General features: G+C 41.9%; 15 protein-coding genes. 6 read left to right on the top strand and 9 right to left on the bottom strand.

Annotated elements, in window-relative coordinates:
• From QNI22_RS19060 to QNI22_RS19070, 3 genes are all read left to right on the top strand, one after another.
• Entirely contained in the window at positions 1-570 is a 570-nt protein-coding gene (locus QNI22_RS19060; protein WP_314513085.1) for a Crp/Fnr family transcriptional regulator, read from the top strand.
• A 95-nt stretch (positions 571-665) separates the two neighbouring features.
• Positions 666-1,460 carry an SDR family NAD(P)-dependent oxidoreductase gene (locus QNI22_RS19065; protein WP_314513087.1) on the top strand — a complete coding sequence of 265 codons (795 nt, stop codon included), beginning with the start codon at positions 666-668 and terminating at the stop codon, positions 1,458-1,460.
• An 81-nt stretch (positions 1,461-1,541) separates the two neighbouring features.
• The gene (locus QNI22_RS19070; RefSeq protein ID WP_314513089.1) at positions 1,542-1,847 is read left to right on the top strand and encodes a putative quinol monooxygenase; all 306 of its coding nucleotides are present in this window, start codon (positions 1,542-1,544) and stop codon (positions 1,845-1,847) included.
• A 67-nt stretch (positions 1,848-1,914) separates the two neighbouring features.
• Here QNI22_RS19070 and QNI22_RS19075 read toward each other — a convergent pair whose 3' ends face one another.
• From QNI22_RS19075 to QNI22_RS19105, 8 genes are all read right to left on the bottom strand, one after another.
• Positions 1,915-2,898, bottom strand: a complete 984-nt coding sequence (locus tag QNI22_RS19075; RefSeq protein WP_314513091.1) for a DMT family transporter — start codon at positions 2,896-2,898, stop codon at positions 1,915-1,917.
• Positions 2,899-2,956: 58 nt separating this feature from the next.
• A complete protein-coding gene (locus tag QNI22_RS19080) occupies positions 2,957-3,826 on the bottom strand; it encodes a helix-turn-helix domain-containing protein (protein ID WP_314513092.1) in 870 nt (289 codons plus the stop codon).
• Positions 3,827-4,619: 793 nt separating this feature from the next.
• Complete coding sequence (locus QNI22_RS19085; protein WP_314513094.1) at positions 4,620-6,938, bottom strand: TonB-dependent receptor; 2,319 nt, start codon at positions 6,936-6,938, stop codon at positions 4,620-4,622.
• Positions 6,939-7,160: 222 nt separating this feature from the next.
• On the bottom strand, positions 7,161-7,370 hold the full coding sequence (locus tag QNI22_RS40305; protein WP_419836234.1) for a cysteine-rich CWC family protein: 210 nt from the start codon (positions 7,368-7,370) through the stop codon (positions 7,161-7,163).
• Positions 7,371-7,457: 87 nt separating this feature from the next.
• Positions 7,458-9,527 (bottom strand): heavy metal translocating P-type ATPase, encoded by a 2,070-nt coding sequence (locus QNI22_RS19090; RefSeq protein ID WP_314513096.1) that lies wholly within the window; start codon positions 9,525-9,527, stop codon positions 7,458-7,460.
• 81 nt (positions 9,528-9,608) lie between these two features.
• Complete coding sequence (locus QNI22_RS19095) at positions 9,609-10,217, bottom strand: hypothetical protein (protein ID WP_313981074.1); 609 nt, start codon at positions 10,215-10,217, stop codon at positions 9,609-9,611.
• A 206-nt stretch (positions 10,218-10,423) separates the two neighbouring features.
• The gene (locus QNI22_RS19100; RefSeq protein ID WP_314513099.1) at positions 10,424-10,750 is read right to left on the bottom strand and encodes a hypothetical protein; all 327 of its coding nucleotides are present in this window, start codon (positions 10,748-10,750) and stop codon (positions 10,424-10,426) included.
• A gap of 335 nt (positions 10,751-11,085) precedes the next feature.
• Positions 11,086-11,409, bottom strand: coding sequence for a hypothetical protein (locus QNI22_RS19105; protein WP_314513101.1), 324 nt, complete (start codon positions 11,407-11,409; stop codon positions 11,086-11,088).
• Positions 11,410-11,614: 205 nt separating this feature from the next.
• Between QNI22_RS19105 and QNI22_RS19110 the strand changes: the two genes are divergently transcribed.
• Both QNI22_RS19110 and QNI22_RS19115 read left to right on the top strand, forming a co-directional pair.
• Entirely contained in the window at positions 11,615-13,996 is a 2,382-nt protein-coding gene (locus QNI22_RS19110; protein WP_314513102.1) for a TonB-dependent receptor, read from the top strand.
• Positions 13,993-14,859: a DUF4249 family protein gene (locus QNI22_RS19115; protein WP_314513104.1), complete on the top strand. Its 867-nt coding sequence runs from the start codon at positions 13,993-13,995 to the stop codon at positions 14,857-14,859. The genes QNI22_RS19110 and QNI22_RS19115 overlap by 4 nt, the downstream gene beginning before the upstream one ends.
• Positions 14,860-14,912: 53 nt before the next feature.
• Here the strand turns inward: QNI22_RS19115 and QNI22_RS19120 are convergent, their stop codons facing one another.
• Complete coding sequence (locus QNI22_RS19120) at positions 14,913-15,386, bottom strand: hypothetical protein (RefSeq protein ID WP_314513107.1); 474 nt, start codon at positions 15,384-15,386, stop codon at positions 14,913-14,915.
• Positions 15,387-15,536: 150 nt separating this feature from the next.
• Between QNI22_RS19120 and QNI22_RS19125 the strand changes: the two genes are divergently transcribed.
• Positions 15,537-17,291 (top strand): ABC transporter ATP-binding protein, encoded by a 1,755-nt coding sequence (locus QNI22_RS19125; RefSeq protein ID WP_314513108.1) that lies wholly within the window; start codon positions 15,537-15,539, stop codon positions 17,289-17,291.
• The last annotated feature ends 86 nt before the right edge of the window (positions 17,292-17,377 follow it).

Here is a 17,377-nt window from a genome sequence, read left to right on the forward strand (position 1 = left end):
ATGGACAAACTACGCCAACACATTGAAGAAGTGATATCTGTTACCGATGAAGAATTCGAACATATTAAAACCTTTTTCACTCCAAGAAGGGTAAAAAAACACCAGTATCTCATTCAGGATGGAGATCAGGCAAACTTCGAATACCTGATCATGGCAGGCATTTTCAGAATGTTTTACCTGGATGATGATGGGAAAGAACACATCGTACAATTTGCAGGCGAAAACTGGTGGATGTCAGATTACCAGGCCTACTTTTATCAGAAACAGGCCCGGTTAAATATCGTTTGTATGGAAGACGGAGAAGTTCTGTGTATGAAGCTCCAGGGCAGGGAAACACTATCTGCCGACCTTCATAAGATGGAACATTTTTTCAGAGTAAAGCTGACCAGAGGGTATGTTGCCCAGCAACAACGCATTATATCCCTACTCTCCAGCACCCCTCAGCAACGATACGAAGAGTTCAATCATCTATATCCGCATATGACACAAAAAATCCCTAAAAAATATATAGCCGAATATCTCGGTGTGAGTCGCGAAACGCTAAGCCGGCTTTATTCTACCCATAAATGAAGTGTGATTCTCGTCACACTTTTTTTGTGATTTGCCTCCTGTGTCTGCGTATCGCTATGTACTAATTTTGGTATATAAATTAAAACACAGCGATCATGGATCTCTTACTCAAAAACAAAACTGCTTTCGTATCTGGCTCTACTGCCGGTATCGGGTATGCAATCGCCAAAGGATTTGCCAAAGAGGGTGCCATTGTGTATATAAATGGTCGGGATGCCAGTAAAGTTGACATTGCCAAACGCCGTATAGAAAACGAAGTACCTGACGCCAGAGTGTATGGTGTCGTTGCAGATCTGGCCACAGAAGAAGGATATCTGCAAATGACTCAACAGTTGCCTGAAGTAGATATTCTTGTAAATAATCTTGGCATCTTTGAGCCAGTTCCTTTCTTCGAATCAAAAGATGAAGACTGGCTTAAGCTATTTTCCATCAATGTCCTGACCGGGGTGCGGACAACCCGTTTTTATATGCCTAAAATGCTCGAAAAAAACTGGGGGAGGGTTATCTTTATTTCCAGCGAGTCTGCTATACAGATTCCTACAGAGATGATTCACTATGGTATGTCCAAAACAGCCCAGCTTTCGATAGCCAATGGTCTGGCTCAGTTAACCAAAGGCACAGGCGTGACTGTTAACTCCGTTTTACCAGGTCCTACCTATTCAGATGGGGTAGAACGATTTATCGGAGAACTTGCCCAGCAGCGAAACAGTACTACCAAAGAAGTAGAACAACAATACTTCACAGAAACACGACCACTTAGTCTGTTGCAACGATTTATCTCTCCAGAGGAAGTAGCTGCTACTGTTCTGTATGTGTCAAGCGAACTGGCAGCTGCTACCAATGGTGCCGCTATCAGAGTAGACGGAGGTATCCTGAAAGGTATTCACTAAGTGTAAGCAGGATCACCGCATATAATTCAAACAAATTCAACACTTCTCAAACAAGGCATATCTGCCACAAAATATAAAATTATGGAACCTATCTATGTATTTGCCAAATGGAAAGTTAAAGAAGGCCAACTGGAGACTGTACTAGGCTTACTTCCGGATGTTGTAAAGAAAAGTACCGAAGAAGAAGGCAATCTTTTATATAAGATCCATCAAAGCAACTCCGATCCAAACACCCTCGTATTGTTTGAAGGTTACAAAGATGAGGCCGCCTTAAATGAACACCGGAATTCAACCCATTTTCAGACTCTGGTGGTCGGAAAAATCGTGCCACTGCTGGAAGGGCGTGAAGTTACTTTAACAACCTACCTGCCGTTAGACCAGCAGTAAAATAAACTTCAGGATGCATTGGTTTAAGCATTCATTCAATGTTGTCAACTGAAAAGAGCTTCTACTTTCAGTTGACAACATTGAGCGGGCGCATGGAGAGATTTCGGCTATGGTTCAGTGTATTCCAGAAGTGAAATACCATACCCGACAATACAATGAAAAGTCCCATCTGTCCATAGAAACCTGGAAAAGGAGTCCCTTTAAGAACCATCTCTCCCAACAGTGTGAAGAGTATCTCAAACACCTGAGTAGCTTCAATGGTAGCAAGTGCAACAGGATTCTTATTGACAATCTGTGTAGCCTGATAAAAACTGACTCCTCCCAGGAAACCCGAAAACAAAGCAGAATAAAAAGATGCCTGACACTGAGTCAGCGAAGGAAGGCCTGCATTCGCAAATCCTATTACACTTATCAAAATAAGCAACGGCAGACAGCCAATACTCATTCCTAACACACGTTGCAGGGCATTCAGATGTAATCCCTTTTGTTCGAGGTCTACCAATAACTTGCGATTACCCAGAGGCCAGACAACGGCTCCCAGCAAAACAATAAAAAAGCTCAGGAGTACACTACCAGCCGAATTCAACTCACCCATTTTATCAAACTGCATCACAAAAACACCAAAGATGATAAAGACTGATAAGAGCAGGGCTTTTCGTGGAATATGCCTCCGATGGTCAGGATAGATAAAGGGAGCTAGTAACATGCCTGCCAGAATATTTATCTGAAAGGTAGCTGCAACCATCCAGCCTGGCGACCACAAAGAGGCAACAGCAAGTAATGTATACAAAACCCCAAATCCAATAGTACCCCACTTGATAAAAATGAATGGATACTGCCTGATCGCTGTAAGAAGTGGCTGAAGCTGTTTGGCAAAAAACACAACAAGCCCTAAAATAGGAATAAGAAAAAGACTCCGTAAAGCGGCTGTCCATGCCCAATACCCACCCGAACCAGCTAGTAAGCTGTTGATGATAAATGTGGAGGATAAGAAAAAAGAGGCTACTACACCCCATATCATTGCTTTTACTGCTTTGCTATGTTCTGTCATAGGGCAAAGGTAGGGCAATGCCAGTTCTGTTTCTGGTACTTTTCGGGTAATCTCTGGTTTATATCATCCGCCTGTTTCTGAATTCAGCAGGAGTAATGCCTGTATGTTTCTTAAAGAATCGACCAAAAAAAGCAGGGTCATTAAAACCCAGGTCATAACTTATCTCTTTTACTGACCCTGTCGAAGTCTGTAGACGAATCTTGCTTTCTGTAACCAGACGCTCCTGCAAAAGCTCAAAAACGGTGAGCCCAGTAGCTTCCCGGCAGATTTTATTTAGCTTTTTTATATCCGTATGTAATGTCTCTGCATAAAAAGCGGCAAGGTGCTGCTGCCTGTAATGCTGCTCAATAAGCAGCTTGAGCCGATGGAAGAGCTGCTTATTTACTAAGGGCAGTGGCTCTTTCGGATGCTGGACTATTTGCGCTTTATTGGCATACAACAACAGCAGCGATACGTAATGTAAACTAATGTCAACATCCGGCTTTTTAGCTGAAAGTTCGGTTTGCAACTGGTCAATAAGCAGAATAAAGGTTCCTTTAAGCTTTTCGTCCAGATCGACATACGGATGTGGAGTATAGGAATCCAGCAGGCCGTGTTCATCTTCATGTGTATGAATAGTCAGAAACCGCTTAAACAGCTCTTCTCCAAACAATATCAGCCAGCCATCACGTTCAAAGCTTTCAATCAAATGCACTTGTCCCGGATGCAGAAAATAGAGTCTGTCAGGCTTAATATCATAGGATTTAAAGTTAATAGAATGCCTGCCCTCCCCTTCTGTTACCAGCATCAGCTCATAATGATCATGTCGGTGTGGCACAACTGACAGGCTATTCAGATCCTTATGCAGGCGGGTTATCCGCACATATTCATTTTCAAGCAAAGCCTGTATTGGCAGGTTTTCTGTATTCTTTGAATTCCGATTCCTCATTAGCAGGTAAACACCTTTGTATATCAACTACCTGCAATATAAAACCAAACTGTTCAATGTCACAGTTGTCGTTTGTTTTGAAAATCACTTTTCCTTCATTTGTTCATAGTCTCTTCATCATTCTTTCATGGGCTTCTTCACTTTTTTTATAGTCCAGAACATATCTCTTCCTACCACCTGTCACTTTTTTGCTTGCCCAAAATAGGGGCACCAAATGAGAATTTGGTGAGCCAGATTTGTGTGTTTGTAAAAAAAGGCACTTTCTGCCGATCCTCCCACCCGCAAAGCCAGGGGCTTTCCTCGCGGCAGAAAGATTGCCAACGCACAGCTACAACGGTTCGCGTTGAAAGGAATTTGTACCAAAAATGATTCTATTCTAATCTTACCTCTACACTCAAATAACACATGGCTCAAACAGCACATGATACAAAGATAAGGGTAGTCACTTCAATCGTGTGTGGTAGTATAGGTGCGTTGGCCTTCCTTTTCCCGCGAGGTTGGCCTTTGGCCTTGCGGGCGGAAGGATCGGGAAAAGGTGCCTTTTTTTACAAACACACAAATCTGGCTCACCAAATTCTCATTTGGTGCCCCTATTTTGGGCAAGCAAAAAAGTGACAGGTGGTAGGAAGAGATATGTTCTGGACTATAAAAAAATGAAGAAAGAGTGAACTCTAAATGCTATATATGGAGCAGTGTTCGTGAGTCTGAAATAACTCAGGAAGAGATCTTCTCAAAAAGCACCAGGGCCTATACTCTTCTCAAAAAGCATAGGCCCTAAAAATCCAACAAACAATTATTTCAGAAAATAAGTCAGACTCAGACGAGCAAAGAAAGGTGTACCAGGCGTAAAATGAATCTCATCTACAGAGGTAGCTTCTCCTTTGAGACGACTTTCAGTCGCAAACTGTGTTTCTTTCCAACGGGTATTAAACAGGTTCTGAACCGATAAGCCAACAGCATACGTAGGTTTGGTATAGTTCGCTTGCAAATCCGTTACAAAATATCCTTTCGCTACAATAGAGTTATCCTCATTGGCAGGACGATTTCCCATATACCGATACCGCAATGATCCGCTAAAACCCTTCTGACCTGTTAACGACAAGCCACCCGTAGTCGTAAATGTAGGAGCCAAAGGCAAATAATTCTGACCTGCTAGCTCTCCAATAGCTCTCGGACGAGCCGTATTCAGATCTACATCGGCATACAGACTACGTGTAAGCTGATAACGTACCGATACATCAATACCTTGTCTGCGCGATTTGCCACTTGGTTCTATTACACCTTCATCACCCACATACACAAACTCCTGATCCAGCCACAGATACCATAAGGCCGCATTGATCAATAACTTAGGGAAAGGCTTCACAATCATCCCAAGATCCGATCCATAGGCAGCAGGCAAAATCTGTTTACCGTTCTGTGGCACTACTACCCGTGTATCATTGGAGTGAAAGCCTTTGCCTGTATTGAGATAAAATTGAAAACGGGAATTAGGTGTGTAGTAAAAATTAAGCTTAGGAGAAACGATAGTTCCATTTGCCTGTTTAGTAGTCACCGGGTTTTGTAGTAAGTCGGTATACTGGTCACGGAAATAATCTATCCGAACCCCTGCATTCACTGTCCACTTAGGTGAAATATGAACCAATTCATCAATATATAGACCTGCGTTTAGTTCATTCACATCTCCATACTGAAGTCTTTCCAGCGTTTCCGTTCTGTTTTTAGTATGAGACAATTCCGAATTCTGAGTCAGATCCTGTCTGTAGCTGGCTCCAAGAGTAGAAATCCACTGAGTAGATCCCAGGTAGTAAGTTTTCTGAAAGCTGCCGTTATATCCAAACAGATTACGTCCCTCCTTCTGACGGATCTGGTCTCCGTTTACAGTATCTTTCAGGAAGAAAGTAAAGTTAGAATAGAGCTCAAAATTATAATTGCTGTAAAAGAACTGATTTTTAATCAGACTGCCACCAGGAGTAGCTGTCGTGAACTCAGCATTGATATTGGTTCGGCTAGTCTCACCACCTTCTGTAGGGTCAATAGAACCATAAAAGTCAATTAATCCGGAAGCCACTGCCCGGTCCGGGATCTGTCCGGAGTGGTTCCATTTGCTGTAAAACGTAGAAGCCGTAACTGTCAGTTGAGTAGCTTCACTTAGTTTGCCCTGATACTTGCCCAACAGATTAAAGCGTTTAAAATGTTGTGGATTATCAAAATACGAATCAGAGTAGGAATATTCCGAAGCCAGATAGGCTGAGTGTCCTTGCTCACGCATTTTTTGCCCTAACATATTAAAAGCCCCTACAGCCCTGTATGTATTGTATTGTCCAACTTCCAGCTTCACCAGACTTTTTTCCAGTACATTCTGTGTATGAAAATCTACCCAGCCTGCTGTAGTAAAATTTCCTTTGGAAGTATGGTAAGGCCCTTTCTTAAAATCTACATTTTCTACCAGTTCCGGAATCACAAAATGCAGATCGGCATATCCTTGCCCGTGAGCATGAGAAACCATATTGACAGGCATACCATCTACAGTTAAGCGAATGTCAGTGCCATGATCCAGATCAAAACCCCGTAAAAAAATCTGTTCAGCTTTGCCTCCTCCGGCATGTTGCCCGATAAATAAACCTGGCACCATACGCAAAATCTCCTGAGAGTTAGTGATAGGACGTAGTTTAATATCCAGTGAAGAGATAATCTGCTGATCATGTGCATGTATAGAAGAGACCGTAACCTCGCTGAGCTGTACAGGAGCCGCCTGTAAGGCAATCGAAAGGGGCTGATTATGGATAGTAGAGGGAACAGATATATTCAGCGATTGACTGACAAAACCTACATAACTCACAGATAGTGTATAGCTTCCGTCTGGAATGTTCAGAAAGGTAAACTGCCCCAGTTCATTCGTTTTTGTCATCTTGGAGAAAGCCTTTGGGTCAGATTCTCCACTGGAGGGATTGGCTTTGGTGGTAATCGTAATTGTAGCATTGCTTACATAGTCTCTGGTCATCTGATCCATTACAATTCCTTTTAAAGGATGTATCTGTCGGCTCTGGGAATACGATACAGTGGTGAAGCAAAGAAGCAACAAAAGAATGATACAAACTGAAAATTTCATATAATGGCTATAACTATTTGCGTCTTCGGTAAAATACTCTCTTTTCCAACTAACAACCCAGTCCCAACGAACTACTGTCTGGCGAAGGCGTATCCGGATGAAAAGGCATTTTGTCTCGGTAGATGACTACCATTTTATTTTCGTAGGATAAATGAGGGCTTAAAGGTAATATTTTATTCAGGGATCTCTTCAAAAAATATTTTGAATGGCCCATAAGCTATCTTATTCAGAGGAGTGCTGATGGTATGCTTTTTTGAGCTCCATCAGACAGTTCATACACAGGCAGGTACCTGATTCTGTATTCTCACGGATGTATTGCAACTCCAGCGGAGTGAGGTCGACATACATACAATCACATTTTGAAACAGAGTTTACCTTACAGGCAAATGAAGTGCCGCATCGCGGACACTCAACAGGATAATGCTTTTCCATAAAGAATAATATAACTGCTCTGTCTTTACAACAGAGCAGTTTGCAGTTTATAGGATAACAAGCAAACAAAAATAAAGTTTTATACCATTAAAGCTTCATCTGCTGTATTCGTACTGCATTCAGAATAGCCAGTAATGCAACTCCTACATCGGCAATTACAGCTTCCCACAGGTTGGCAACACCTCCGGCTCCCAGGATTAATACGCCTACCTTTACAATCATAGCCAGACTGATATTCTGCCAGACTATACGTTTAGTCAGCTTACCTGCTTTAATGGCAGAAACAATTCGGGAAGGCTGATCATTCTGAATCACAACATCCGCCGTTTCGATAGCTGCATCGCTACCCAATCCACCCATGGCAATGCCTACATCAGCCAGTGCAATAACCGGAGCATCATTTACTCCATCTCCTACAAAGGCAATCTGCTTGCCTGCATTTTTTAAGGCTTGTACCTTTTCTACCTTTCCTTCCGGCAGTAAATCTCCATATGCCTGATCGATACCTAGTTGTCGGGCTACAGCATCTGCTACAGTCTGTTTGTCGCCAGAGAGCATTATCGTTTCCAGCCCCAATGCATGCATAGCTTTTATTGCCTGCGCTGCATCCTCTTTGATCTGATCTGCAATGGTAATATAACCAGTATAATTACCATTAACGGCAACTACCACAATGGTATCCACAAGGCTATGTAGATCTTCCGGATAAGTTATGTTATACTTTTTCAGAAGTTTTGTATTTCCTGCCAGCACCTCTTTTCCCTCAATTATTCCCTTGAGGCCATGACCAGAGATTTCCTCTACCCTTTCTACCTTTAGGTTTTGATCAGATTGACTTTCTGCATATTCTGCAATAGCTTTGGCGATAGGATGCGTAGATTGACTTTCGAGGGCTGCCACAAGCTGAATAAATTCTGTCTTATCCGACTGGTCTGTGACTACCTGTTGTACTTTGAATACGCCATGAGTCAGCGTTCCGGTTTTATCCATCACAATACTGGTCACCTGAGTCATAACGTCCAGGTAGTTAGAACCTTTAAACAGAATGCCATTCCGTGACCCTAAGCCAATACCCCCAAAATACCCCAATGGAATCGAAACAACCAATGCACAAGGGCAACTGATAACCAGAAATACGAGTGAACGATACAACCAGTCCGTAAATACATAAGTATCTACGAAGAAATAGGGAATCAAACAAACGGCTAACGCCAGGAAGAAAACAATCGGTGTATATACTTTGGCAAAGCGGGAAATAAATAACTGCGTCTGCGATTTGCGGGCTGTTGCGTCCTGTACCATCTCCAGAATACGGCTCAGCTTGCTGTCCTTAAACAGGGATGTTACTTTGATCTCACTGACGGTATTGAGATTAATCATTCCGGCAAATACTTTTTCTCCTGTCCGTTTGGCGTCCGGCTTGCTTTCTCCTGTCAAAGCAGCCGTATTAAATGAGGCCTGTTCGGAAAGCAATTCACCATCAAGAGCTACCTTCTCCCCTGCCTTAACCTGGATGGTTTCGTTCAGCTGTACGTCTTTGGGATTAACTACCAACGTCTGACCATTTCTAAATACAGTAACCTCATCAGGACGAATATCCAGCAAGGCTTTGATGCTTCGTTTAGCCCGACTCACCGCCACATCCTGAAACCACTCGCCAATCGAATAAAACACCATTACAGCCACTCCCTCACTATAAGAACCAATCGAAAAGGCACCCAGAGTAGCTATACTCATCAGAAAAAACTCATTGAAAATATCCAACCGCTTCAGTTTTCGGAAAGCCAATGACAATACATTATAACCCGCCAGCAAATAGGCTACACCAAAAATGATCAGGTCGACTGGAAAGGGTGGTTTAATAGTAAATCCATACTCCAGCACCAGCATACCCACCAGAACCGCCAGCGACAAAAGCAATGGCCACTGGCTTAGCCAACCAGCAGAATCATTTCCATGTGAGTGCCCATCATGCGAGTGATCATGGTCATGATCGTGTGAATGTCCATCTTCTGCACTGTGAGAATGCTCTTTCGTGTGATTATGATCATGGGTATCATGACCACAGCAATGATCATGATGTGATGCCGGAACTGGCCTGATGAGAGACAGTCGGTTTTTAGAAGAAATATTTTTAGGTTTTGTTGGATCTTGCATAAGTTAATAATTGAATAGTAACTTCATGTACATATAAATACAGATACTGTTGTCAATGCGACTGCTCCCTGACAATTATTTCTAGTGTACGTAAAAAGAGATGATCCCTGTCAGAATCAAGGTTACTCCTGTAATAATGCCTGCATTATGTTCTATCTTATGCCAGTTTATCTTAAGTATACCCGAATACGCAACCCGTACCCAACTGATCATACCCAGAATAGTCACCACCATATACACAAACGTAAGAAGCACAAGAAAGCCTGTTCCATAAGATCCCGCCATCAGAAAATAGCCTTCTATCTCCAGACAAGGAGAGAAAAACATCGCGACTACCAGTGATAAAATTATTTTTCTTTTATTCTGTCGGCCTGGTGCATCAATATGAAAATGTTTGTGATGGTGATGCTGATAGATAAAGAAAATGCCAAGCAGAACAAGTATAACAGGAGCCACAATATGCGTAAACTGGTTAACAGTCTCTGACAACTGAAATCCGATCAGACCTAAAACCCATCCTAATAAAACTGTACTGACAGCATGTGAAAGACCGGCTATAAAGGTAATGCGGGTAGTGTATGATAAAGTCCATCCTTCTTTCCTGCCAATCGCAATAACGGGTAACCAGTGATTCGGTATCAGTGCATGCAACAGACTTAATACCAGACTCCCTGTAAGAATTGTAATCATTGTGTGGTTTGTTAAAATCTATGGAATAGGTATCCCTCTTATTTTGCCTGAGAAGATACCCTAAGCCTCTGACTGCTGTTAAGTGCAACCAGTTGGCAATAAAATAGCCTGTGAGTGAATACTCTCCGGATGTTAAACAACAAGGTAAAGGAAAATATCTCTCTATGGATCAATTTGTTTGGTAACAGCCAGAATAAAGTGTTATCCTAACCGATTTTGGGAGGCTGCCAGAATGAGAAATACGCATATACAGGTTTGGCTACCCAGCTCTTAAACGACTGGCTATCCTGATACATAAGCGCAGGCATGGAAAAATCAACCTGTAGTGGCGAAATCAGAGAAATTCCACAACAGCTACATACACACAATGGTGAACAGAGATCTGCTGAAGAAGAGGGGTCTGCCTGACAAGATGAAGTAAGCACCGCAATTTCTGCAACTGATTCCTCAAAGAGCATGGTTAGTTCATCTCTGCATGGTATACATGAGATGCACCAAAGCCATAATCCCCAAAAAACAATCAAACGTTGCATAGACCAAAGGTATAGAAAACACCATTCAATTGTGTTGCAAAAGGAAAATTTGCGAACTCTATATCTTTTTCTCTATAAACAAAAATTCCCAGAAGGAAACCTTCTGGGAATTTCAGTAACAAACCACTTACAACCTAAATTTTATTTTTATATCTAAACCAGACGTTTTGTCTGAGGATATGTCTGCTTGACTTACACTACAAAGGTACTACAACTTTACTTTTTATAAAGTCGTAATCTGCTCATTATCATACATGTATGCCTTCTTTTAGATTTTTAGGGAATTAGCGTTTCAGAGCTGCTGAGCTCTGTATGTCAGTAGGTTCGAGTATTGCTTAAGGGCGTTTTCCTTCCCGTTTTTTAATCAGGAATGTTCGCCAGTCATAACAGAGTTTCAGAAATTCTTTTGTATCAAATTCTTCTTTTTCGATACAAGGCCCATGCATCACTAGCTCTACTATTTTAGATCTTACACTACCCCATAAAAACCCCTGAACGATAATAGCACCCGGCAATGAAAAATCAGGGATTTGTTCGGCAATAATCTCTTCCAGCCATTCAATGAATTCATCCAGATCCTGATAAGGTTCATTTACAAGAAACACATCAACAATTCTGTCTTTGGAAAGGGTGTATTTTTCTATGTGATAAGTAATCATAATGGATACGTATTCAAGTCTTCACACTAAGATTTTTTCTTTGTTCTTAAATAGGATCTATCTGCTGATGTTAAAGTATCTTAAATAAAGTTAAAAAAGTGCTAAAAGCTACATTCTTAATTGTCTTCCTGTCCTTCTTTCTCTACTATTACCTAATAAATACGTAAACCGTTGCCTTGGTTTATCAACTATCTTCTCAACGACTATGAGGATAATCTCTACTTTTTCATACCTATTGCTTGTCTGTGCCTGTCTATCATTTTCAGGAGCCTATTCTATAGAAGGGCATTCATATCAGCAGCAAAAGCGTTACACCATTTCAGGGTATGTTCGGGACTCTACTTCTGGAGAAGTACTGGCAGGAGCCACTATCTCTACCAGAGATCCTTCTCACCAAGTAACATCAAATACCTATGGTTTCTATTCTTTTTCCCTGCCGGAAGGCTCCTATACACTCTACTATTCCTATGTAGGCTATCACACTACCAGCCATACAATTACACTAACAGCTGACCAGCAAATAGATGTGCAACTACCCATACAATCCATTGGGCTGGAGGAGGTAGTAGTTACCGAAACACAACCATCTGCTACGCCTGATGCAATGGGGTCGCATCAACTCTCCATGCAAATGGTACGACAGATTCCCGCACTGGGTGGTGCAAGCGATATTATCAAATCATTGCAACTATTACCAGCTGTAACTACTATTGGAGAGGGTTCAACAGGCTTTTTTGTCAGAGGTGGTGGTTCAGATCAGAACCTGATTTTACTGGATGATGCTCCACTGTATAATGCATCCCACCTGCTGGGTTTTCTTTCGGTATTCAATGAAGATGCTATCAAAAATATAACACTCTACAAAGGCTATTTCCCGATACGGTATGGAGGGCGTTTATCGTCTGTATTAGATCTGCGCATGAAAGAAGGAAATACCAAAATCTTTCGGGCTGCTGGTGGTGCAAGCCTGCTGGGTGGAGCACGGTTGGTAGCTGAAGGCCCTCTCCTGAAAGGAAAAGGCTCATTTATGGTAGCCGGACGGCGCACGTTTGCCGAGCCTCTGCTGTGGTTAGCTACCACAGACTCTACTAACCGTGTACAGTTTAAAGGTACCCGCCTTTACTTTTATGACCTGAACGGAAAGATGAATTATACTTTCAACGAACGGAACAGCCTGTTTCTTTCGGCATACATAGGTAGAGATGTAAACAAACTTTCCATTCTGGACTATGCCATTAACTGGGGCAATGTCACCGGATCACTTCGATGGAATCATATTTTTAACCCCAGGCTTTTCTCCCATTTCTCGCTTATCTACAGCAACTATGATTACAATCTGAATACACCTTCTGCTGGAAACCTGTTTGACTGGCGGTCTAGAATCAAAGACTGGAATGCCAAAGCAGATTTTTCGTATATCAAAAATGAATCCCTCTCATTTACTTTCGGTCTTAATACCATCAGCCATACCCTGCGTCCAGGGTATAACCAAGTCAGTAGTACATACGATATTCCCAGCCGGAATGCACTCGAAACTGCTATCTATGGAGGACTGGAAGGAAAGATAAATGAGAAACTATCCATAGAACTGGGGCTTCGATATTCTCTCTTTCAGAATATTGGAAAAACAACCATTTATTCCTTCAATCAAGGCACTGTCACAGATTCTGTCCACTATTCCAAAGGCAAGATTTTCCATACCTCACAGGGATTTGAACCCCGGTTTCAGTTCAGTTACCGGATCAATCAACAAAGTTCTCTAAAGGCCAGCTATATGCGTAGTACCCAGTACCTGCAGATGTTATCCAACTCCTCTCTTTCCTTTACAGCTTTTGACATCTGGTATCCCAGTGGCCCTCATCTCAACCCATTGCGTTCCAATCAGTATTCTATAGGGTACTTCAGAGAGTTACCTAACTATGCTATGCGATTTTCGGTAGAGGCTTATTACAAAACCGTCGCTAATCAGACCGATTTCAGAGATAATGCCCAACTGGTATTTAACCCCTATATAGAAGGCGAATTACTGTTTGGAAAGGGGCAGTCCTATGGAATTGAATTTCTACTTCAGAAGAGTACAGGACGTTTTACTGGGATGCTCTCCTATACCTTTTCCAGAGCCAAAAAACAGATCAAAGGTATCAACAATGGCAATCCCTATCCTGCCCTGTATGATCAGCCCAATAAAATTGCTTTTACAGGGCACTATGAACTTTCCAGTCGGCTTTCGGTATCTGCCAGCTGGATTTACACTACTGGCAATCCCGTCAATCTACCTACCGAAAGTTTTCAGTATGAGGGACAAACCATTCCTGTGTATGGTAGCCGCAATGCAAGTCGCTTACCTGATTACCACCGCCTGGATCTTTCGGCTACACTGAAAGGCAAAGATAAACCTGCCAGCAAGTTTAGTCACTACTTTGTCTTTTCGATCTATAATGCCTATGCCCGCAAGAATCCGATGACCATTTACATCGGAGAAGATCTTTCAGCTACAAGAGACCGAAACAATCCTAAAACAGTAGCTAACCGGATTTATCTGTTTTCCATTGTACCTACTATATCCTATACTATTGTACTAAAATGAATGCATTTAGAAACTATTGTCTTCTTATTACACTTCTGTGCATGCTGCTGGCTACATCCTGTGTAGAACAAATGGATTTGCATGAAATAAACGGTAATGTTACAGGCAGGATCGTAGTGGAAGGACTAATCACCAATGAGAAGAAAGCACATCTGATCCGGATAAGCCGGACAGATGTACCAATCCCTCAATCACCGCAGGCAGGTGTATCACAGGCTAATGTTTCTATTTCAGAAGGAGCACATACCTATCTGCTACATCCATTAGATACTCTCCCCGGCATATATGCCACTGAGGATACTGTACAGGGTGAGGTAGGTAAGACCTACACATTACATATAGAAATAGATGGACAGGTATACACGGCTTCCTCTACCATGGAACCTGTCACGCCATTTACACCTGAAAAGGAAATATTCCGGACGCCCAATCGGATCGAAAATCCATTGCCGGATAACTTTGCTATTTATCAGCTGGAATTTCCAAAAGTACGATATGGTGTAGCCAAACCCGCAAAGGTGGTCTATCTGGCAAAAGACCCGATAACTCAGGATATGCTCAATGCTTTTCACTATGAATTTCCTGGTGTAGATCCACAAGGATTTCTGTTAAACTTTCAGGGGCATAATGCACAACTGATGCTGGAAGAGGGAACCGTGATACAACAATACAAATACTCACTATCACAGGAAAACTACGAATTCACACGGGCAGTATACGCACAGACAGCCTTCAAAGGAGGATTATTTGACCGGGTTGTGGCAAATGTTCCTACCAATATGAGCAATGGTGCCCTAGGCTTTTTTGGTGCTTCAGAATTCATCTCCCGCTCGTTTGTCTTCCGCAAAGACCTATTGCAGTAATGGGTTTAGAAGTAGAATTGAGACTTAGAGTTATTGTACTGACCTACTGACTTTCAATAAGGAGAATTCACCCATTCTTTTATTATTTTTTTCTCAATACTAGTATCGTTTTGCCAAAGAAAGACTGTATAAGCATCATTACCTTCTAAGCCATCTTCGCTAATGGTATCTAGCCCCTGATATCCAATTAGTGCTTGATATATACCTGCTGGAATTCGAAACTCAAGTAGATTGTCAGGGTATTCCATGGCATTATATATGGATAAAATACCAGAGGAAATAGTTATGCTAGCTTCTACTACCTGATCATACTCTTTGATATCAATATCAGGCTTTATAGCCAAAACGGCTATTTTTAAAGGTACATTCATATTTCTAACTGTAAAAACATTGAGTACTCCTTTCCCAACACTAAGCAATGACGTCATTTCCTCTTTATCAAATTTGGGCATGTGAGATGCTATACTGTTAGAATCTTCTATTTCAATCTGAAAATAATCCGCAAAAATAGTCAGGTTATACTCCATTGTTACTAAGTAGGCGATTGTCCACCTTCATTAAAGGTGAAAAAAACTTGCTAAAAATATGAAACTTGGTTTTAAATAGTAAACAGACATTCTATTCTTTATTGGTTACAGCACAACATAGCAGGTATGCTTTTTGAATTCTGCTGGAACATGGCAACATTATGGAAATACCTCCGTCCTCATCAATCACTTATTTTTCTGTCCTTATTATTTGCAACTGGAGCCCAACTGCTAACATTAGTAGATCCCATCATCTTTGGAAAAATTGTAGATGAGTATGCAAACACTGCTGTGGTAGCTACTGCTTATCCTCCAGACATCGTTAGTCAGGTGCTTGTCTGGCTGGGAATAGCCTTTGCGGTAGCGTTGGGAGCCCGTTTGTTTAAAGCCTTGCAAGAGTATACAACACGTCTTACTGTTGCCCGTTTTGGCCGTCAGATCTTTGACGAAGGCCTCCGGCAAACCTTGCGCCTTTCGTTTCCGGAATTTGAAGAAAGTAGCAGTGGAGAAACACTTTCCATTCTGCAAAAGGTAAAGACAGATACAGAGCGTTTTGTGCAATCATTTATCAATGTGCTGTTTTCTACACTGGTTGGAGTAGCGTTTCTGATCTGGTATAGCATTACCAAAAATGGTGTACTGATCGCATTTTTCCTGTTAGGAATAGTGTTGTTGGGGTCATTGAGTGGACTACTTTCCAAACAAATTAAATCCATCCAGCGGTCTATTAATAAACAAACCAACCGCCTGTCAGGTGTGATTACAGAGAGCCTGCGCAATGTGGAACTGATTCGTAGTCTGGGGCTCACATTTTCCGAAATCCGCCATCTGAAAGACTTAACCCTGAAGATTTTTGATCTGGAAAGGACAAAAGCAAAACGTGTACAGTCACTTTCATTTTTTCAGGGTATTACACTGGCACTATTGCGTCATTCGATTCTGTTTATTCTGCTCTGGCTTATTTTTCACAAACAACTCAGCAATGGTGAACTTATCACAATGCAGTTTATTTCAACAACCATCTTTGGGCCTTTGCAAGACTTGGGTAATCTGATTTTGCAGTACAGAGAAGTTGAGGCTTCTATCCAGCATTTTGATGGTTTGATGAAAAAGCCTGTAGAGCAACGTCCGCCTCAATGGGTTGAGATAGATCAGTTGCATACACTACGATTTGAAGATGTTGTTTTTCGTCATAAGACTGCCTCTTACAATGCAATTGACGGTATTTCCTTTGAAGTTAAAAAAGGCGAAACCATTGCTTTTGTAGGACCATCCGGTTCAGGAAAATCCACGCTGGTAAAGTTGCTGGTAGGATTATATACTCCACAACATGGAAAAATTTATTTCAATGAGCATCTCTCGTCTACTATCCGCTACAATCCCCTTCGACGACAGATCGGCTTTGTATCTCAGGATACCCATTTGTTTGCAGGCAGCATAGCCGATAACCTGCGACTGGTAAAACCTGATGCTACAGAGGAACAACTAAGGGACGCCATGGAAAAAGCATCTGCCACCCGTCTCCTGACCCGTTCGGCAGATGGACTCAATACCATGCTGGGAGAAAACGGTTTGAAGTTATCTGGAGGAGAAAAACAACGACTTTCCATTGCGCGGGCGTTGTTACGCCAACCCCAACTGCTGATTTTTGATGAGGCAACATCTGCTCTCGATTCTATCACAGAAGAAGATATTACAGATACAATTCGTGAGATCTCACAACGTAGAGGTCAGATCACCATTCTGATAGCCCATCGGCTGTCTACTATCCTGCATGCAGATGTGATCTATGTACTCGAAAAAGGAAAGATTGTGGAAATGGGTAATCACGATGATCTTCTGAAACAGAAAGGATTGTACTATGCTATGTGGAGGCAACAAATCGGTGAACGCAGATTTGCCTGAAAGGCAAATTGTCCCTATCAAAAAGATGCAAGATCATAAACGTGTAGTTCGAGAAAGCAATGTGTTTTCTACCTTCTGGTTTTTGT

The sequence above is a fragment of the Xanthocytophaga agilis genome, assembly GCF_030068605.1.
Classification (GTDB): domain Bacteria; phylum Bacteroidota; class Bacteroidia; order Cytophagales; family 172606-1; genus Xanthocytophaga; species Xanthocytophaga agilis.

Coding starts and splice junctions, on each gene's coding strand:
- QNI22_RS19075 (WP_314513091.1), bottom strand. CDS start 2,898: ATGACAGAACATAGCAAAGCAGTAAAAGCAATGATATGGGGTGTAGTA.
- QNI22_RS19090 (WP_314513096.1), bottom strand. CDS start 9,527: ATGCAAGATCCAACAAAACCTAAAAATATTTCTTCTAAAAACCGACTG.
- QNI22_RS19065 (WP_314513087.1), top strand. CDS start 666: ATGGATCTCTTACTCAAAAACAAAACTGCTTTCGTATCTGGCTCTACT.
- QNI22_RS19120 (WP_314513107.1), bottom strand. CDS start 15,386: ATGGAGTATAACCTGACTATTTTTGCGGATTATTTTCAGATTGAAATA.
- QNI22_RS19125 (WP_314513108.1), top strand. CDS start 15,537: ATGGCAACATTATGGAAATACCTCCGTCCTCATCAATCACTTATTTTT.
- QNI22_RS19095 (WP_313981074.1), bottom strand. CDS start 10,217: ATGATTACAATTCTTACAGGGAGTCTGGTATTAAGTCTGTTGCATGCA.
- QNI22_RS19105 (WP_314513101.1), bottom strand. CDS start 11,409: ATGATTACTTATCACATAGAAAAATACACCCTTTCCAAAGACAGAATT.
- QNI22_RS19080 (WP_314513092.1), bottom strand. CDS start 3,826: ATGAGGAATCGGAATTCAAAGAATACAGAAAACCTGCCAATACAGGCT.
- QNI22_RS40305 (WP_419836234.1), bottom strand. CDS start 7,370: ATGGAAAAGCATTATCCTGTTGAGTGTCCGCGATGCGGCACTTCATTT.
- QNI22_RS19085 (WP_314513094.1), bottom strand. CDS start 6,938: ATGAAATTTTCAGTTTGTATCATTCTTTTGTTGCTTCTTTGCTTCACC.
- QNI22_RS19110 (WP_314513102.1), top strand. CDS start 11,615: ATGAGGATAATCTCTACTTTTTCATACCTATTGCTTGTCTGTGCCTGT.
- QNI22_RS19070 (WP_314513089.1), top strand. CDS start 1,542: ATGGAACCTATCTATGTATTTGCCAAATGGAAAGTTAAAGAAGGCCAA.
- QNI22_RS19060 (WP_314513085.1), top strand. CDS start 1: ATGGACAAACTACGCCAACACATTGAAGAAGTGATATCTGTTACCGAT.
- QNI22_RS19100 (WP_314513099.1), bottom strand. CDS start 10,750: ATGCAACGTTTGATTGTTTTTTGGGGATTATGGCTTTGGTGCATCTCA.
- QNI22_RS19115 (WP_314513104.1), top strand. CDS start 13,993: ATGAATGCATTTAGAAACTATTGTCTTCTTATTACACTTCTGTGCATG.